We start from the raw sequence: 18,883 nt of genomic DNA, 5'->3' as shown, positions 1-18,883 counted from the left end.
GTAATACTAAAAATATTTAAAATATTATAAATGTTGTAAAATACATGTGAATTTTTATTTAATAATGTGGTTTAAGAGAATGTTTATATTGTATCAATTTCTAGGGAGATCATTTATGATCTCTCTTAATTTATTTAAGATGTTATTGATTAAAAGAGTAAAATATATGATTTTAATATAAATTCTATTTTGAATTCACCTATTTGATTTGGTGGAATAAAATGTTAATGAAAAATAGTTATTAAGAGAGGTATTTCAGTGGGATATTATGTTGAAGTAGAAGAAAATATAAATATTTATGTGGAAGATCTTAATCCAAAAGGTAAAAAGACAATTGTATTTTTACATGGTTGGCCTGGAAGTCATAAACTATTTGAATATCAATTTGATCAACTTCCTAAAATGGGGTATAGATGCATAGGTATAGATCAAAGAGGATTTGGTAAATCGGATAAACCTTTTACAGGGTATGACTACAATAGATTAGCAGATGATGTTAAGGCTGTAATTGAAGCTTTAGACTTAAAAAATGTTATATTGTCAGGACATTCTACAGGCGGAGCAATTGCTATAAGATATATGGCTAGACACAATGAAGCAAGGGTGTCTAAGCTTGCACTTTTCGCAGCAGCAGCACCAAGTCTAATAAAAAGATCATATTTTCCATATGGATTAGAAAAAAAAGATGTAGATGACATAATTAAGGGAACCTATGATGATAGACCTAAGATGTTAAGAGATTTTGGAAATATGTTTTTCTTTCAACACATAACTGAAGCTTTTTCAGAGTGGTTTTTCCAATTAGGGTTGGAAGCTGCAGGATGGTCTACGGCATCAGTAGCTAATTCATGGTTAAATGAAGAAGGGTTATTTTCTGATTTGGAAAAAATAAATGTTCCAACATTAATATTGCACGGTATTCATGATAAGGTTTGTCTTTTTCCATTAGCTCAAGCTCAAACTCAAGGTATTAGAAACTCAAAGCTTATAGCATTTGAAAGTAGTGGACATGGATTGTTTTATGATCAGAAGGAGAAGTTTAATAAAGAACTAATACAATTTATAGAGGAATAATAATCTTAATTATTAATAAAACACCGCATTATTAGATTTTAATTATACGGTGTTTTATATTTTATAAAATTAATAAAGATTAAATAATGGATATGATTATAAGTTAACTTTAAAAATTATAATTCCCAATTATTAATTTGCTTTGTATATATTGATTTTGAAAAGAAATAGTAACTGGTTTGAAGTAGTAAGTATATGGCTACTATAGTTAATAAATATATGCTTAAACTTTCACCAAGAAGATTACTTAAGGATTTTATAGCAAAGGCTGTGTGGCTAAAGGCTACTACAAAAGGTAAGAAAAACATTATAAAGCATTGAATACTTATAATAGTTTTTACTTCATCCTTTGACATTCCCATTTTTTTAAGAGAGATAAATTCTTGTTTATCTTTTTGAATTTCAGTAAACATTTTAAAATACAATATACTTCCTGTGGCTATAAAAAATAATATTGCAATGAACGTTCCTATAAAGAAAAATAGTGACATCCCGTTCATAAATGTGAGAAATCCGAGTACTCTTTCGTTAAACATAGTTTCTTTGTCTTTAGGAACCATAGATTTAATTTGTGATACGATATCTGATGAATTTATCCAATCATTTATATTGTAGCCATAGTAAACATATTTACTTTCGTCAGGAATTCTATTTAAGATTTTTTCATAATTACTATCGTTAATTATAGCTATATTTGCATTTTTTTCATCAGAATTTATAATTCCTCCAATAATTTCATCTTTAATCTTAAATTTTTCATTTAATCCTTCTATATCTAAGTTTAAAGATTTTATATTTGAAAATAATTTTTCATTTTTAGGATTCATGTTGCTATAGGAATGTATAACTATATCATCGTAATTAAGATTAAGTGGAGTTTTTCCAAATTCAGTAGCTAATATGTTATATTCACTATTAGACATAATGTAAAAGTCTTTTTTGTTACTAAAACCATTATTCATAGAATTATCTGTATTTAAGGCCTTAATTAAAATAACTTTACTTTTAAAAATTATATTATGGTCACTAGAATTTAATATAGACTCAATTTCTTCGGGTATTATTATATCATGAGAATTTAATCCACTTTCAATAAAACTTATATCTTGGGGAGAGTTTAATTGAATTTCCTTTTGCATACTTTTTTGCAAAGAATATATACAGGATGATGCTGTTAAAGTAACACTACTTAGTATTGATACAATAAATAATATTTTTGCATTATCTTTCAATTTATATATAATTTGAGATAAAGTTATCATATTAATACCTTTATAATAAATTAACTTGTTTTCTTGCAACTTATTTGTAAAATATACACTGAATTGAGAATACAATAAATAAGTTCCTGTAACTACAAGAATTAAAATAGGGAACATAGTTAAAATTATTAAAGTACTTGATGATGCAGCTATAATATATCCTAGAAAAATAAGTATTATAGATAAAATTGCTTTATATTTAGAAAACTCTGGGGAAGGCTTTGCTATCCTTGAGCCTTTTAGAAGTTCTATTATGTTATTATTTTTTACCTTATGACTTGCTACAAATCCAATCAATTGAAATAATATAAGAAAACATACTAAAGTTATAATAAGGGCCTTAGCAGATATAGAAAAAGGTATTTCTAAATTAAGCTTTAAAATAGCAGAAATTGCCATGAAAAATAACTTTGAGAATAATGCTCCAAATACAATCCCTGTTGCTATAGAAGCTAGAGAAACTATTAAGTTTTCAAACATAATATAGTTTCTTATTTCACTTTTAGTAAGTCCAAACATTGAAAGTAGTCCAAATTCTTTTGCTCTTGATTTTAAAAAGGTTGATATTGAATACAGAGTAAATACTACAGTAAATGTTAATATTATAAATTCGCAAAGATACATTATTTGTATTGATAGTAGTCCTAAGTTACCCATAGTTTTTATATTTTTAACTTCAGGATTAAATATAAAATTTGCAAATATAAAAAATACCATAACAACTAAAGTATTACTTAAATAGTACATTATATATTTATTTAAGTTACCTTTAATATTTTTATAAGCAATACTACGCAAGGTCATTATATTTTCCTCCTAACATAGACAATGAATCAATAATTTCTTTGAAAAATAATTCTCTGCTACCACCGCGTACAATTTCTAAAAACTGTTTTCCATCTTTAATCATTATAATTCTTTTGCAAAAACTTGCAGCAAAAGGATCATGAGTAACCATCATAATTGTAGCATTTTCTTTATTATTTAAATTGTTTAAAGACTCCATTACATCTAGAGAAGATTTTGAATCCAAATTTCCTGTAGGTTCATCTGCAAGAATTATAGAGGGGTTATGGATAAGAGCTCTTGCACAGGCTGCCCTTTGTTGTTGCCCACCAGATGTTTCATAAGGTTTTTTATGCAAAATATTTTTTATTCCTAAAAGTGAAGAAATTTCATCAACTCTTTGTTCTATATCTTTTAACTTAATTTTATCTAGTACTAATGGGAGTATAATATTTTCTTTGATAGATAAGGAATCTAAAAGATTAAAATCTTGAAATATAAATCCTAATTCTCTTCTTCTAAATAAGGCAATATTTTTTTCATCTAGCTCAGTGGGATTTGTACCATTTATAAGCAATTCTCCTGAAGATGCTGTATCTATAGTCGCAAGAATATTTAATAAAGTGCTTTTTCCACTACCAGAAGGTCCCATTACACCAACAAATTCTCCTTTTTCTATATTTATGTTGAATCTATCAAGGGCTTTTACAGTCAAACCACCTTTATTACTTCCATATATTTTAGTTATGTTAACACCTTTTAATACAGACATATTTTAAACTTCCTTTCTATTTTTCATATTGATAAGTTATCTATTAAAATAAGCTTATATATTTTAAAGTAATTAAATTTTGTGATAACCTCTATGTTTATTATAAAAAAAATAGGAAAATCAAGGTATCGATTTCCCTTTCATGCCATACTTTAGTCTTACAATATTGAAAGATTATAGTTTAAACATGCTTTTACCAGTATGAAAAACAATAGAAAAAGTTGTACCTTGGTTTTCTTGAGATTCAACAAGTAAATCATGTCCAAGCTCATCACATATTTTCTTGGATAAGTACATACCCATACCAGTTGATTCAGAAATTTTTCTCCCGTTTTTACCTGTAAAGAAAGCATTAAATATTCTACTTAGGTCTTGAGGAGGAATACCAATACCATTGTCTGCAACGGATAAAATAACTTTTGTTGATTCTTGGTTTATTTTAAAGGTTATATATTTTTTATCTTTTTGGCTATCTTTAGAATATTTTATGGCATTAACAAAAATTTGATTTATCACAAAGAAAAGCCATTTTTTATCTGTTTCTACAATAATATCTTCATCGCCAATAATTTTAGGAAATATAAAATTGCGTATCAATGATTTTTTATTATGATTAATTACATTTCTGACAATAGATGTAATATTAAAACTTTCTACATTAAAATCTAAATTAAACTCATTAAGTCGAGTGTTATAAAGCATCATTTCAATGCAATGAGATATTTTTTCATTTTCCTCTGCTAGACTATCAAATATTGCCCTGTATTCTTCGTTTTTTTGATCTTGAAGGATAAGATTTATTACAGATACAGGGGTTTTTATCTGATGTACCCATTGATTAATAAAATATATGTATTGCTTACGTTCTTCTTCATGTTTTCCAATCTTATCACCATATATCTTATATATTTTTAAAAGAAGATTTCTATATAATCGTTGTTCTATTGTTCCAGTACAATCTAAGTTTAACATGTAATCTAATTCATCCTTTGAATTAATCATAAGGCTCAATTGGATGTAAAAAGATTTATTTTTAAAATAATCATATAATAAAAAGATTATAAACAATACTGCTGAAACTAAAAAGGCATAGAATATATTAGTTTTAGGAAGGTTTATTTTGTTAATAATTAAAGTTAAATACATTATTAAAATAACTATTGATGTACTTACAAAGTAAATAAGAGCATATCCTATTCTATCTTTTAAAAAATCTTTTAATTTCATATTTGTCACCTACCCATAAAATTAAATTTTCCAATTATCTATTATTCTATATCCTTGTCCTCGTTTTGTTTCAATTACATCTATAATATCTAATTCTTCTAATCGTTTTCTTAATCTTGTAATATTAACAGATAAAGTGTTATCATCTACAAAATCTACATCATTCCATAATACTTCAAGTAAAGTTTCTCTTGAAACAATTTTATTTACATTTTTAAGTAAGCAATATAAAAGCTGAAATTCTTTTTTGCTTAATTCTATGTTTTTTTTATTAAACTCTACAACGTTTTGATTTATATAAATAAATAAGCCATTAACTTCAAACATTTCATTGTTAGTACTTTCAGAATAACTGCCATAAACTCTTCTTATAACGCTTTTTATTTTTGCCATCAAAAGATCATAGGAGAATGGTTTTGTTATATAGTCATCACCACCATTTTCTATTGCCATAACTTGGTCCATATCTGATTCTCGTGAAGATATGAAAATAATGGGTACATTAGAAAGTGTTCTTATATCTCGACACCAGTAAAAGCCATCATAGAAAGGAAGATTGATATCCATAAGAACAATCTGTGGATTATTTTTTATAAATTCTCCTTTTATATTTAAAAAGTCATTTACTACACATACTTCATAACCATATTTTTCAATGTGGTTTTTCATCAATGTACCAAGTTTTACATCATCCTCCACGAGCATTATATTGTACATACCCATATACCTCCTTTGGTCATTTTATATTAAATTATATAAAAAATTATAAATACTTTAAATAACATAAAACTTTCCAATAGTATTCTTCTATGTATAAATATACTTTTTATAATCAGTGTTTTCAACTATTTTTGTTATTTAAGTAGTTTTAAATTGCCTACAACAAATGTTAATAGGTTAGTATAGCTAGTATTTATAGGGGGAAAATGCTAAAATGTTTTAATTTATGGATGGTCATAAAAAATTACATATAAAATTTTAAGTTTTCATTAATATATAAATACTTTAGTTATTAGACCTTAAAATGAATAATTTAAAAAGCTAACTTCAAATCCATATAAGTATGATATAATTTTCTAAAACCATAATTTATAATTAAATTTAATATATGTAAATTAAAAGTCTAAATGAATTATGTATATAAAAAATTTGATAAATATTTAGTACATGAAATTTTTTGAGTTTTAAGATAAGGATTGAAATAGAAGAGGTGGAGAATATGAATATATTTACTGATAGATTATGTTTAAGAGAATTTGTAGCAGAGGATTATGATTTCTTTTTTGAACTAGAAACTAGCGAATTTATCCAAAAATTTGAATCAGATACCATACCTACAAAAGAAGAAATTAATGAAAGATTTTCTAAAATACTTAAATGCATAAATAAAATACCAAGAAATAGATACTATTTGGTTATTACAAAGTTACCTGACTTTCAGCCAGTAGGAAAGCTAGGGTTTTGGGAGATAGATCCTTCTATTAGAGAATGGGAGATTGGTTGGGATATTCATATAGATCACATTGGTAAGGGGTATGCTCCAGAAGCAGCAAAAGCATTGATGAAATTTGGATTCAATAAATTAAATGCTCATAGGATACAAGCGTTATGTAATGATAAAAATACTAATTCAGAAAAAGTTATGATGAAAATAGGAATGAAAAAAGAGGGAACATGTAGAGCAGTTAGATTATTAAATAATAATTGGTATGGAAGTCATATTTATTCCTTATTGGATACTGAAATAAAATATATAGACAAGTGAAAAGTAAAAGTATAATGTATTTTAAGATTTATTGGTACACTGAATTTAAACAAAAACATATAAAATATAATTTATAAAAAATTAAAATAGAAGAAGATATAAAATGGATGAAGATAAGTAAAAAAAAGATATTACAAAAAAAGAAGAAGATTGGATATGTATTTGCATATCATGTGGAATGTGTATAGGAGTAATATTTGGAGTGATTTTTAATAATATTGGTTTATTTATAAGTCTTGGTACGTTTATAGGATTATTGGTTGGATATATAATAAATTCAAAGAAAAATAGATAATTTAAATTTAATATATAGATGTTATTGTTGATGGAGGAATTTATGAAAAATATTAAGGTAATATTCTTTGATATGGGAAATACTTTATTACATTTTCATTATGGACAATCAGATTATGAGAAAGATATGCAAGGTTTAGTTTATTTAACTGAGTATTTAAATAGATTTGATGAAAATATTACATTTGAAGATGTGAAAAATAATTTTTATAGAATTTGGATGGATGGAATAAAAGATAGAAAAAGTAAAAGAATAGAATATCCAATTGAAAGGTTTTTAAATGGGTTTCTTAAAAAATATGATTTAACTTTTAGTTTAGAACAATGTATACAAGCTATTCATTGTTTTTACAAAGAATATAGAGAGCAAGTTAGGTTTGAAGATAATATATATGAAACTTTAAAGAGTATAAAAGAAAAAGGTTATAAAATAGGTGTTATATCCAATACTTGTTATTATGATGAGGTTATAAAAGAGTGTTTTTCAAAGGCAAAAATTTATGAATTAGTAGATAACTTTACTTTTAGCTATTCATTGAGAATAGGAAAACCTAATAAAAAAATTTTTGAATCAGCTATAAAACAAATGGAAATTTCGTGTAAAGAAGCAATAATGGTTGGGGATAATTTAGAAAGCGATATTAAACCTGCTTTAGAATTAGGTATGAAAACCATATGGTTAAAGAAGGATATAATTAATGATGCTAAATTAGAAATAGTACCACATGTGAAAATATCAAATATAAAGGAAATATTAAATTATATATGATGAAGTAAATATATAAAAATTAGTTAAAAATCAACACAATAATATATAAAACCCTTATTAGGAAATTTATTAGGTGCTTTTATTATATCTAAGATTTTATAGTGACAGTCATTAAACTTGTATAAGTATATATATTTATAGAAATTTAATACTCTAAATAAAATTGTATTAAAAATAAATTAATTGTATGGGAAACAAAAAATGAGTGATATAAAGGATGTATTGAAACTTTTATATAAAGATAAAATTAAAAATATAAATGTTATAAATTTTATTGAAAATTATCCAACAATCTATATAGAATAAATAGGAGAATCAGTTATAGTTAAAGGTAAAAGTGATAAAAAGTGGGTTTATATGAGTTCAAAATCAATGGATGAATTAAAAATAATAAAAAGCAAAATAGATTATGATGATAAAAATTTTGCAGCAGTGGAAGAATGGATGATGCCTATTTTAATTGAATGGTATGAAATTAAGTGGAGATTACCTACTATGAAATTAGTATTAAAAAATAAAGTAAATATAAATGAGACTAAAAATATTATGGATAAACTAAATATTGATGATGCTAAGTTTATATATGAAAACTCAGATTATAAGGATGTCATATCTATTGATTATATAATTGATAGAATAACTAAAGGTGTAAATTCTTGTATACGTCATATGGATAAACCAGTAGGATGGGCAATTACACAGGATGATGGCGCTATAGGATTTCTGAATGTTTTGCCCCAATATAGGAATAATGGGTATGCTCATGATATCACTATAGATTTAATAAATAAAGTTCGTAATAAAAATAAAATTCCCTTTGTCCATATTGAAGAAGATAATGAGGAATCTATGAAATTAGCAACTAGTTTAGGGTTTGAAAAATATAAAATAGTGAATTGGTTTGAAAGAGAATAATAAATATAAAAAATAATATTGATAGAATATTAAAAAAATTTAGAATTGTGATATAATTGTGGTATAATTGTAAAAAATAAACAGTTAAAAATATTAAGTGTAGAAATATAATATAATTGGAAAAGAATATTCGTAATAAATAATAATACTAATGAAGAATAATTTTTTAATAAATTTGTAATTATTTTGTAGGATATGAAAATATAAAGGAAATGTTATATATAAAATTCTTAAGTGAAAAAGCATGATTTTTATAGATAGAGTGTAAATCAGTGAAATAAGATTTATTTATCTTGAGCATGCTAAAAAGTTAATATAATTTTATTATAAAAAATATTGAAATTTATAGAATTTAAAAAAATGAAACTTCTTATAAAAAAAAGTATATAATTGAAAAATAAAAGAACAGAAATGAATTTTTGCACATTTTTATTATGTATTAATCAATTATTAATAAGAAGAAAGGTGATAATTATTATGAAATATACAATGACAGATAACCCAAAGGATCAAGATGTTGATATAGTATTAAATAATTTAATAGAATATAATCTTTCACATATAGAAGAAAAAAATGTTAAACCACTAGCCATTTTTGTTAATGATGAAAATGAAAATATAATAGGTGGCATTATAGGGAAAACTCATGGTAATTGGTTAGAAATATCTTCATTATGGGTAGATGAAAAGATTAGATATAAGAAAATTGGTTCAAAGTTATTAAAAAATGTTGAAGCAGAGGCCATAATAAGAGGTTGTAGGTATTCATTCCTTGATACTTTTAGTTTTCAAGCAAGAGACTTCTATTTAAAGTTAGGATATAAAGAAGTTTTCACTCTGGAAGATTATCCTATAAATAGCAAACGTCATTATTTTATGAAACAACTAATAAAAAACAGGTAAGATAAAAATGTATGTATAGTTGAATTATAAATGCTGGAATGAGGATTTAACAAATATTATATCTCATAATATATGAGAATAGAAGAGAAATTTCAGTTATATATAATTGGTTAAACAATATAATTAGATAGACATTTAGTATGTATATGTGTACATTTATAAAAAAAGTATAGTTATAACATATGACTCATATTTAGTAGTGGTATTTACAAGAGAGCTTTAAAAAAAAGCCTTTTTCATACCACAATTAGCTGTGGAAAAATATAATATCTAATTTTACTGGTTATATGTGAACCAAGCCTAAAATTTAACTTTTTAGAATATGTTTAATAAACTAAGTAAACGATTAAATATACTGTAAATTATGAATAATGTCAAAAAATAGATAGTAATTTAAGGTGAGAGGTTAGATTGTAATGATAAGACATGGAATTTTTGTTAGAAGGAAGCGGAATTATTATTAGATAAAGATTATAAGAACATGTGTTTTAAGGTGGAGGGTTTATGAGATTTGTAATAACTGATATTCCAAGGGAAAGTGATATTAATGGAATCGAAAGTAATTTAAAAAAGTATAATTGCTCTAATCTAGGAATAAAAGCAGCCAAGCCTTTAGCTATTTTTGTTAAAAATAAAAATAATAATAAAATAGGTGGTATTATAGCACAAATCAACGGTAATTGGTTAGAAATGTCATTGTTGTGGGTTGATGAAAAGTTTAGAGGTAGAAAAATTGGTTCTAAGTTGTTGAAAACTCTTGAGGCGGAAGCTATAGTGAGGGGATGTAAATATGCATTTCTTGATACTTTCAGTTTAAAAGCTAGGGATTTCTATCTGAAGCTAGGATATAAAGAAGTTTTAAAATTAGATGAATATCCTGCAACGAGTAAACGTTATTATCTTTTGAAACAACTAATAGAAAATAAATAGATTGTTAAGTTATAAAGATATCGTATTTATTCAGTAATGAATTTTACGATATTTTTATTTAAAGATAAGAAGTAATGATATTTTGAAAGTAATAGCAAATTTGAATTTATTTTAAATAATAAATTATGTATTAAGGCAATTAATAAATTTTTTTCTTTATATAATAGTATAAAGGTGGGATTATAATAAGGTGAGATTATAATAAAATTTTATTAATATAAAAAATATTGTATAATTATTGTATAAAATATTTAATGGAGGTATTGAAGATGGATAGAGATATAAATATTTTAGTTGTAGAAGATGATGAAGATATAAATAGAATTATAAGAAAAATTCTTGTAAAAGAAGGATATAATGTGAAATCAGCTTATTCCGGAACAGAAGGTAAGTTATATATAAATATGGAAGATTTTAAACTTATAATATTAGATTTAATGTTGCCAGGAATGACAGGAGAAGAACTTATTTCATATATTAGAGAAACTAAAAATATGCCAGTTATAGTCATATCAGCAAAAAAATCTCAAGATGATAAAATAAATTTACTTAAATTAGGAGCAGATGATTTTATATGTAAACCTTTTGATATAAATGAGGTTTTAGCAAGAGTACAAGCACAGCTAAGAAGATATACTAAATTTAATAGTGTAAAAGAAAGTAATGAACCTTTAATTTATAAAGAGTTAGTTTTAGATAAAGATTTAGTAGAAGTAAAAGTAAAAGGAGAAAAGATAGCATTAACAGCTAAGGAGTTTTCTATCTTAGAGTTACTTTTAAGTCATCCTAAGAAGGTATTTACTAGAGCAAACTTATTTGAAAAAATTTGGAATGACGATTTCTTAGGTGATGATAAAACTATAAATGTACATATAAGTAATATAAGATCTAAAATATCAGTAGTAGATAATAGAAATGAATATATAAAAACAGTTTGGGGAATAGGTTTTAAACTTGGAGAGTAACTTTATAAATTCTTAATATTTTCTTTAACTTATCTTGACCATTTTATTTTATTATAGACACATAGAGATTTAAGAAAGGGTGAGTTAAATGCAAGAAACTATTTTGGCTACAAGAAATTTAACTAAACGATATAAAAACAATATTGTAGTTAATAATGTTAATATGAATATTAAAAAAGGTGATATATATGGGCTTATTGGAAAAAATGGAGCAGGAAAAACCACTATAATAAGGCTTATATTATCTTTAATAGATGAAACTGATGGGGAAATAGAATTGTTTTCAAAAACCTCTACAAAAGAAAAATTAAAAGAGCTCTCTCGTGTAGGTTCAATTGTTGAAACTCCAAAATTTTATCCTTATTTTACTGCTGAGCAAAATTTAGAATATTATAGAATTCAAAGAGGTATTGTAGAAAAAGAAGTTGTAAAAGAATCATTAGAATTAGTAGGATTAAAGGATGTAGGAAATAAGAAATTTAAAAAATTCTCTTTAGGTATGAAGCAAAGATTGGGAATTGCTTTAGCCATCATGGGAGATCCAGATTTTCTTGTTTTAGATGAACCTACTAATGGGCTAGATCCTATGGGAATTGTAGAGATTAGAGAAATACTTTTAAAGCTTAATAAACTTAAAAATACAACTATACTTATATCAAGTCACATACTAGGAGAAGTTGCACAATTAGCTACATGCTTTGGATTTATTGATAATGGAATGTTAATTGAAGAAATTTCAGCTAAAGAAATGAATGAAAAATGTAGAACATGTTTAGCTATTAAAGTTAATGACACAGAAAAAACATCAGCTATATTGGAAGAAAAAGTTGGATGTAAAGAATATGAAGTATTACCTGAGAATAATATAAAGATTTACACTCATTTAGATGAACCAGAAATTATAAATAAGTTATTAGTTGAAAATGGAGTAATGGTCTATTCGTTAGAAAGGTTAGGAGCTAATTTGGAAAACTATTTCATTGATTTAGTAGGGGGAAAAGAACATGTTTAATTATATAAAAGCAGAGATGTACAAATGGTTAAGAAGACCGTTATTATATGTAAGTTCTTTAATTATTATGGCTTTAATAGTGCTAGTTTTTTTACTTATTTCAGATAATGCTCCTATGGAAGCTAGAGGCATACTTATAAGTATTGCTAATGAGTTTTTATCAGCAATATTGATATTTGTAGTAATACTTACATCAATATTTTTAGAAGAATTTAAAGAAGGAACTTTAAAGAACATAGCTTCTTATGGATTAAATAAAGAAAAAATATTTTTAGGCAAAATAATTATAGAGAGTATAATTTTTATAATTATTTGTATAGTGTGTTTAGTAACATTTATAATATGTATATATACATTTACAATTCCTTATGAAGGTTATTCAAATGCAAGTTTATTGTTATTATTAACTAAGTTTTTAGTTGGATTACCTTTATATTTAGGAGGCATAGCTCTTGTAAATATATTAATGTTATTTTGTAAAAAAGATTTTCTATTAGCAATTTTATATATTATTGTATTGAATTTTCGTCAAATTATATTATATTTGGAACATAAAGTTTCAAAGAGTTTCATTTATGTATACAAGCTATTACTTACATCGCAACTGTCTAAGCTTCAAATAATGGAAAGTATTAATAGTGAAATGATAAGTATAGCGTTAATAGGGGCTGTATATACAATAGTATTTAGTTTAATTGGTATGAAAATTTTCAGAAACAAGAAATTAAATAAAGAAAGGGTTAATTGATGCATTATATATTAATAGTAATTCTTATTGCATTATTGAGTATTATAAGTTTAAAACTTTTTCTAAACAGAAAAGAAATTAGAAATATAAAAAAAATCTTAATAAAATAAATTCAAGTGATACTAATGAAAAAATTAAAATCTCTGTTTCTGATAAGTATATTCAAGAATTAGCTATGGAAATAAATAATTGTTTAAGATCAAAACAACAATTAGAAAGAAATTATAAAGAACTAGAGGTAGAGTTAAGGCAAGCTATTGCAAATATGTCACATGATTTAAGAACTCCACTTACATCTATTAAAGGATATATTCAGTTAATTAAAGATGAAGATATATCAAAGGAAGAAAAAAATGATTATATAAATATAATTGAAAAAAGAGCTAATTCATTACAAATGTTGATAACTAGCTTTTATGATTTATCTAGATTACAAGCTAATGAATATAATTTTAATTATGAAGAAATTAATGTTAGCAATGTTTTATGTGAGATAATATCAGAGTTTTATGAGGATTTTATATCGAAGGGATTAGAACCTAATATAAATATAGATGAAAAAGTAGAGTGTGTTATATCAGACAAAAATGCAATAAATCGGATTTTTATTAACTTGATTCAGAACATCTTAAAACACTCTAAAGGAGAAGTTAGCATTTCTTTAAAAAGAAAGGATGAATATATAGATGTTGAGTTTAAAAATTATGCACCAGAATTGACACTGTATGATGCATCACATATGTTTGATAGATTTTTTACAAGGGATAGGATGAGAACAGGGCAGAATACTGGGTTAGGATTAGCCATAACTAAATCACTTGTGGAAAAATTAGGAGGTAATATTACATCTAAATTAGAAAATAAGTATTTGTATATAAATGTTTTAATAAAGATATGAAGTTTATAGTGGGGGATATTATTATGATAAAAAGTCATTGTTATGCAATTATATTTGGAGCTTTAGTTGTATATATTGCCGTAAGATATAAAGATTGGAAAATAAAAAAACTTAATAATAAATAATTATAAGAAGACACAAAATAATAAGTTATTAAGTGTCTTTTTTATTAGTGACAGTCATTAAATTTAATAACTTTTTTAATAAATATATTCTATAATTACGATTTTGATTAACTATTTTTATATTGTCAAAGCTTTAAATAAGGATAATTATTTATTAATAGGAGTGAATTTAGCTTTGGCTAGAATGGCAAGGAAAAAAACAGAAAATGCTATATACCATGTAAGAATAATAGGATGCAAATCAAAACCATTATTTAACAATGAATATGATAAAAAAATGTTTATGGAAAAATTAGCTGAAAGTATACAAAAATATAAATTTAAAGTATATGCTTATTGCTTAATGGATACTCATGTACATCTTATAGTGGATTCATATGGTACAGATATATCAGTTATTATGAAAAGTGTGAAGGAAAGATATTCAAAGTATTATAACAGAGAACATGATTCAAATGGATCATTATATAAAGAAAGATTTGAAAGTACAATAATAGAAAGTGATGGGTATTTAATTGCAGCATCACTATATATTCACAGAAATCCAAAGGACATTGTAGGATATAGAAATACCCCTGAAACTTACAAGTTTTCAAGTATAAAAGCATATTCAGGAGGTATAGATGAATTTGATATAGTAGATAGTGAATTTATATTGAGTATACTAAATAGATTTAAATACTTTGCGGTAAAAGATTATATAAAACTATTTAATGACACGATGAATATTCAAAATAATAAATTCAAAGAATTAGAAATAAAATTAGATATGGAATTTAAAAGTGTAGAGTATGTAAATAATAGAGAGATATTAAAAAAAAATTTTTCTGTCAGTAAGTTGGCTCAGTTTATAGTAGAAGAAATAGGGTTAGAAGTAGAAGATTTATTAATAAAAAATAGAAGCTATAATAAAGAATTAAGAGCATTATTTGCTTTAATGGCTACATCACTATGTGGTATAAGTTCTCTTAAGATAGGAAAGGTGTTGGGGGGAATAACAGCAAGTAGAGTGTGTACTTTAACCAATTATGGAATAGAACTTATAAGATATGATAGCAACTATAGTAATATATTTAAAAAGTTCATGGAAAAAGAAGAGTATGTAATATAAATAAAATTAAAAAATATAAAAAGAGCTTTATAAAAATTAAATAAGAATATGTACAAACCTTAAATATAAGTAAAGGTAGATGTTCATAAATTAAAAATATAATAGTTAATAAAGTTAAATAAGGATAATTTCTATTTAGTGACGGTCATTATTATTTATTAGTATTTAACAAAAGTGCCAGTTATAATATTTAACAAGGAACATTTCAAATAATCTGATGATGGTAAAACGGGCACTTTTTTTAATATCTATTTGAATAAATTAAATTTTAAAAGCTTAATAATTTTAAAATTTAATCAGTATTTAAAATGGACATGCTATTAAAGAAACAAATTATGATATCAATAGTTTTATAAATAATTATTGTAAATAGATAAAATGTTTAAATAAATAAAGATTTAGAGTGTTTTTGTGCATTAATATATTTAAGTTTAAACTTTAAATTTAAAATTATATGTTTAGTATATTTTTTAGTGACAGTCATTATATAAACTACAATATAGCATAGTAATTTAGTGACAGTCATTATAAAATGTATATTTCATTTTAACAAATTCTCCATTGCCAAGAGGGGTTTTAGTTTTATAAGTATTTATTATATTAAAACCTGTTTTAGTGTAACATTTTATTGCTCTTTTATTAAATGAACGAACTTGTAAAATAATAGGTTTGTTCGGATATTTATACTTGCATTTGTCTTTTACTAATTCCATTATTATAGCTCCAAAAACCTTTTCCACATAAAGAAGGTTTGAGTCCAATGCCTATAATAATATAGTCATTTTTATTTACTAATCTTATATGGCCACATAAATTATTAAGTTCATCAATGATAGAATTAAATTCAGATTTTCTTTTTTCTTCATTTGTAATACCCCAATTTTCATTACACATTTTACTCCAACTTGGATAGTTATATATAGAATATTCATCAGTATATTTCCAACTGCAAATTTCTTTTGCATAGTCTTCAGTTAAAATATCTAATTTAAAATTCATCATGTCCCTCCTAAAATTTTAATATATAAATATTATAACATTGTTTTCCATAAAGTGATGCTATATAAATGGTTTAAAAAATATTAATAAATATAGTTATTGAGTAAATATATGTTAAAATATATACTTATATGTGAGGTGATAATATTGAGCAAAAGCTATTTTATAAAAGAAAGATTGATTGCATTAGGTGCTAAGTTTGATGTTTTTGATGAGAATGGAAAAGAAATATACTTAGTGGAAGCTGATAAGTTTGATATTGGTAAAAATATAAATGTATATACTCCTAATAAGGATGAGAGAGTATTATATATGGAACAAAAAATAAGAATAGGTGCACATAAATACGTTATGTATAATGTAAGTGGTAAAGAAATTGCATTAATAGAAAAAGAATTTATGATTCCTAAATATAATATATCGGGCATATATGGTGATATAGAAATGGAAAGTGAAAATATACTTGGAAGGTCATATACCATACGTAAAAATGATTTAGATATAGGATATATAGAGAAAGAATTTAATCTTCTTGGTAGAGATAAATATAATTTAAAAGTTATAGATGAAGAATATACTCTGTTTTTAATAGGACTTTTAATAATGATAGATATGATAAAATTTCATGGCAATTAAAATATGCGGCAATTACTGTCGCATTTTTGTTTTTGCAAAAATTAAAATATAATTAAAAAATTGACAATAATGATAACTTATTATAAAATATAGGTAACTAGTTACTTAATTGGAGGTGATAATTTGGAAAATAAAAAAGCATATATATTTGGAGCTATATTTTTATTTTCAAATAAATTACAAAATGCAGGAGATAAGTTATTTGATGAAATTTCAATGAAACAATGGCTTTTATTAATTTCAATAGGGCAAAGTAAAATTAAAAATCCAACACTTACTCAAGTTTCCGAAATTATGGGATGTAGCAGACAAAACGTGAAAAAATTAGCATTGCATTTGGAAAATAATAATTTTATTAAACTAGAAAAAGATTCAGAAGATAATAGAGCTATTAGAGTATGTTTAACCCCAAAATGTTTTGATTATTTTAAAGGCAGAGAAAAAATAGAAGAAGAATTCATTGAAAAATTATATAGAAATATTACCGATAATGAAATAAATTCTATGTTTTTCATTATGAAAAAACTTGAAGATAATATACTAAATTTGGATATATAATAAGGAAGTGATGTGACGAAATATATATCTATATGAAAGAAGGAATCATATGAAAAGGAGAAAAAAGTTAAAGATGATTTTATTATTTGTGATTTTAATAATAATTGGAATAATAATTTATTTAAGTATACCATATTCTCCAGTTAAAACTGAATACTGGAAAAAGATAAATAATGTTGAAAAAAAACAAGCTAATGAACAAGGAATAATATCTAAGAATGATTTAAGGGTTTTACCAGAAGCAATACAAAAATATTTTATAAACAATGGTTATTTAGGTATAGAAAAAACTTCAAAAGTAATATTTAATTTTAAAAATGTTGATTTTTCAATGGGTTTAAATAAACCTAAATTAAAGATTGATTATACAATTTATGATTTTGTAAATAATTCAAGTAGATTTGCTTTAATTGATACAAAAATGTTTAAAATACCATTTCAAGGCATTGATATTTATGAAAATGGACAAGGTTCAATGAAAGGAGTTATTGCAAAAAATGTTACCCTGTTTAATGAAAAGGGGGATGATATGAATTCAGGGGCATTAGTTACATATCTTTCAGAATGTTTAATGCATCCAAGCCTAGCATTACAAAAAAACATAAAATATAAAGAAATTGATAAATATACGGTTGAAGCAACAATAGTAGATAATGATATAAAGGTTAGTGGTATATTTTATTTTAATGAAAATTATGAAATGACAAGTTTTCAATCAAAACGATTTGCTGAAGACACTAATTCTTATGAAAATTGGTCTGCAGTTACATCAAATTATAAAAAAATTAAAGGGATTAATACTCCAACAAGATTACAGGCTATATGGCATTATGATAAAGGAGATTTAATATATTTTGATAGTAAAAGTATGGAGATTTGTTATAAATAAATTTCAGTATGATAATTTAAAGTATTGATTTTTATTTTATATAAATTATCATATTTAAGTTAAGAGTTAAATATAGTTATATAACTTAAGTATTTAGATAAAATTTATAACTTTTTAAATAGGAAAAATATACATAATAAAACTTTTCCCAGGAAATTATAAAAATAATAATACATTAAAATTACTGTTAAAATATTTAATAATAGATAAAAAGGATGCTACTCTGCATCCTTTTTATTCTATTA

The 18,883-nt window shown here is 24.2% G+C and carries 20 protein-coding genes; 14 read left to right on the top strand and 6 right to left on the bottom strand.

The window, feature by feature from the left end; all coding sequences use genetic code 11:
- The first annotated feature begins 252 nt into the window (after positions 1-252).
- A complete protein-coding gene (locus tag CSGHG_RS12380) occupies positions 253-1,074 on the top strand; it encodes an alpha/beta fold hydrolase (RefSeq protein WP_328284739.1) in 822 nt (273 codons plus the stop codon).
- Positions 1,075-1,190: 116 nt separating this feature from the next.
- On the opposite strand, the gene CSGHG_RS12375 is transcribed toward CSGHG_RS12380, so the two are convergent.
- The 4 genes from CSGHG_RS12375 to CSGHG_RS12360 all read right to left on the bottom strand — a co-directional run bounded on the left by CSGHG_RS12375 (position 1,191) and on the right by CSGHG_RS12360 (position 5,838).
- On the bottom strand, positions 1,191-3,140 hold the full coding sequence (locus tag CSGHG_RS12375) for an FtsX-like permease family protein (RefSeq protein WP_010295771.1): 1,950 nt from the start codon (positions 3,138-3,140) through the stop codon (positions 1,191-1,193).
- A complete protein-coding gene (locus tag CSGHG_RS12370) occupies positions 3,127-3,894 on the bottom strand; it encodes an ABC transporter ATP-binding protein (protein WP_010295769.1) in 768 nt (255 codons plus the stop codon). The genes CSGHG_RS12375 and CSGHG_RS12370 overlap by 14 nt, the downstream gene beginning before the upstream one ends.
- Before the next feature lie 174 nt (positions 3,895-4,068).
- Positions 4,069-5,121: a sensor histidine kinase gene (locus tag CSGHG_RS12365; protein ID WP_010295766.1), complete on the bottom strand. Its 1,053-nt coding sequence runs from the start codon at positions 5,119-5,121 to the stop codon at positions 4,069-4,071.
- Positions 5,122-5,142: 21 nt separating this feature from the next.
- Entirely contained in the window at positions 5,143-5,838 is a 696-nt protein-coding gene (locus CSGHG_RS12360; protein WP_010295763.1) for a response regulator transcription factor, read from the bottom strand.
- 502 nt (positions 5,839-6,340) lie between these two features.
- Between CSGHG_RS12360 and CSGHG_RS22020 the strand changes: the two genes are divergently transcribed.
- From CSGHG_RS22020 to CSGHG_RS12300, 10 genes are all read left to right on the top strand, one after another.
- Positions 6,341-6,886 (top strand): GNAT family N-acetyltransferase, encoded by a 546-nt coding sequence (locus CSGHG_RS22020; RefSeq protein WP_010295760.1) that lies wholly within the window; start codon positions 6,341-6,343, stop codon positions 6,884-6,886.
- A gap of 337 nt (positions 6,887-7,223) precedes the next feature.
- Positions 7,224-7,949 carry an HAD family hydrolase gene (locus CSGHG_RS12345; RefSeq protein WP_010295757.1) on the top strand — a complete coding sequence of 242 codons (726 nt, stop codon included), beginning with the start codon at positions 7,224-7,226 and terminating at the stop codon, positions 7,947-7,949.
- Positions 7,950-8,306: 357 nt separating this feature from the next.
- Positions 8,307-8,864: a GNAT family N-acetyltransferase gene (locus tag CSGHG_RS20730; protein WP_010295755.1), complete on the top strand. Its 558-nt coding sequence runs from the start codon at positions 8,307-8,309 to the stop codon at positions 8,862-8,864.
- Between the two features lie 477 nt (positions 8,865-9,341).
- Positions 9,342-9,767 (top strand): GNAT family N-acetyltransferase, encoded by a 426-nt coding sequence (locus CSGHG_RS12335; RefSeq protein WP_010295752.1) that lies wholly within the window; start codon positions 9,342-9,344, stop codon positions 9,765-9,767.
- A 504-nt stretch (positions 9,768-10,271) separates the two neighbouring features.
- Positions 10,272-10,697, top strand: a complete 426-nt coding sequence (locus CSGHG_RS12330; RefSeq protein ID WP_010295747.1) for a GNAT family N-acetyltransferase — start codon at positions 10,272-10,274, stop codon at positions 10,695-10,697.
- A 269-nt stretch (positions 10,698-10,966) separates the two neighbouring features.
- Positions 10,967-11,662, top strand: a complete 696-nt coding sequence (locus CSGHG_RS12325; RefSeq protein ID WP_010295744.1) for a response regulator transcription factor — start codon at positions 10,967-10,969, stop codon at positions 11,660-11,662.
- Positions 11,663-11,750: 88 nt separating this feature from the next.
- Complete coding sequence (locus CSGHG_RS12320; protein WP_010295741.1) at positions 11,751-12,674, top strand: ATP-binding cassette domain-containing protein; 924 nt, start codon at positions 11,751-11,753, stop codon at positions 12,672-12,674.
- Positions 12,667-13,422 carry an ABC transporter permease gene (locus CSGHG_RS12315; protein WP_010295739.1) on the top strand — a complete coding sequence of 252 codons (756 nt, stop codon included), beginning with the start codon at positions 12,667-12,669 and terminating at the stop codon, positions 13,420-13,422. The genes CSGHG_RS12320 and CSGHG_RS12315 overlap by 8 nt, the downstream gene beginning before the upstream one ends.
- Positions 13,423-13,597: 175 nt before the next feature.
- Complete coding sequence (locus CSGHG_RS20725; protein ID WP_010295736.1) at positions 13,598-14,320, top strand: sensor histidine kinase; 723 nt, start codon at positions 13,598-13,600, stop codon at positions 14,318-14,320.
- Between the two features lie 309 nt (positions 14,321-14,629).
- The gene (locus CSGHG_RS12300) at positions 14,630-15,556 is read left to right on the top strand and encodes a transposase (RefSeq protein ID WP_235700152.1); all 927 of its coding nucleotides are present in this window, start codon (positions 14,630-14,632) and stop codon (positions 15,554-15,556) included.
- A 512-nt stretch (positions 15,557-16,068) separates the two neighbouring features.
- Here the strand turns inward: CSGHG_RS12300 and CSGHG_RS24305 are convergent.
- Together CSGHG_RS24305 and CSGHG_RS20720 are read right to left on the bottom strand one after the other, a co-directional pair.
- Positions 16,069-16,269 (bottom strand): hypothetical protein, encoded by a 201-nt coding sequence (locus CSGHG_RS24305; RefSeq protein WP_235700148.1) that lies wholly within the window; start codon positions 16,267-16,269, stop codon positions 16,069-16,071.
- On the bottom strand, positions 16,238-16,555 hold the full coding sequence (locus tag CSGHG_RS20720) for a hypothetical protein (RefSeq protein ID WP_235700147.1): 318 nt from the start codon (positions 16,553-16,555) through the stop codon (positions 16,238-16,240). The genes CSGHG_RS24305 and CSGHG_RS20720 overlap by 32 nt, the downstream gene beginning before the upstream one ends.
- Before the next feature lie 147 nt (positions 16,556-16,702).
- Between CSGHG_RS20720 and CSGHG_RS12290 the strand changes: the two genes are divergently transcribed.
- From CSGHG_RS12290 to CSGHG_RS12280, 3 genes are all read left to right on the top strand, one after another.
- Positions 16,703-17,191 (top strand): LURP-one-related/scramblase family protein, encoded by a 489-nt coding sequence (locus CSGHG_RS12290; RefSeq protein WP_010295732.1) that lies wholly within the window; start codon positions 16,703-16,705, stop codon positions 17,189-17,191.
- Between the two features lie 123 nt (positions 17,192-17,314).
- On the top strand, positions 17,315-17,749 hold the full coding sequence (locus tag CSGHG_RS12285) for a MarR family winged helix-turn-helix transcriptional regulator (RefSeq protein WP_010295730.1): 435 nt from the start codon (positions 17,315-17,317) through the stop codon (positions 17,747-17,749).
- 49 nt (positions 17,750-17,798) lie between these two features.
- Positions 17,799-18,638, top strand: coding sequence for a DUF6544 family protein (locus tag CSGHG_RS12280; protein ID WP_010295727.1), 840 nt, complete (start codon positions 17,799-17,801; stop codon positions 18,636-18,638).
- The last annotated feature ends 245 nt before the right edge of the window (positions 18,639-18,883 follow it).

Origin of the sequence: Clostridium senegalense JC122 (assembly GCF_000285575.1) — a bacterium.
Classification (GTDB): Bacteria; Bacillota; Clostridia; order Clostridiales; family Clostridiaceae; genus Clostridium_J; species Clostridium_J senegalense.
This window is presented reverse-complemented; position numbering and strand designations above follow the sequence as displayed.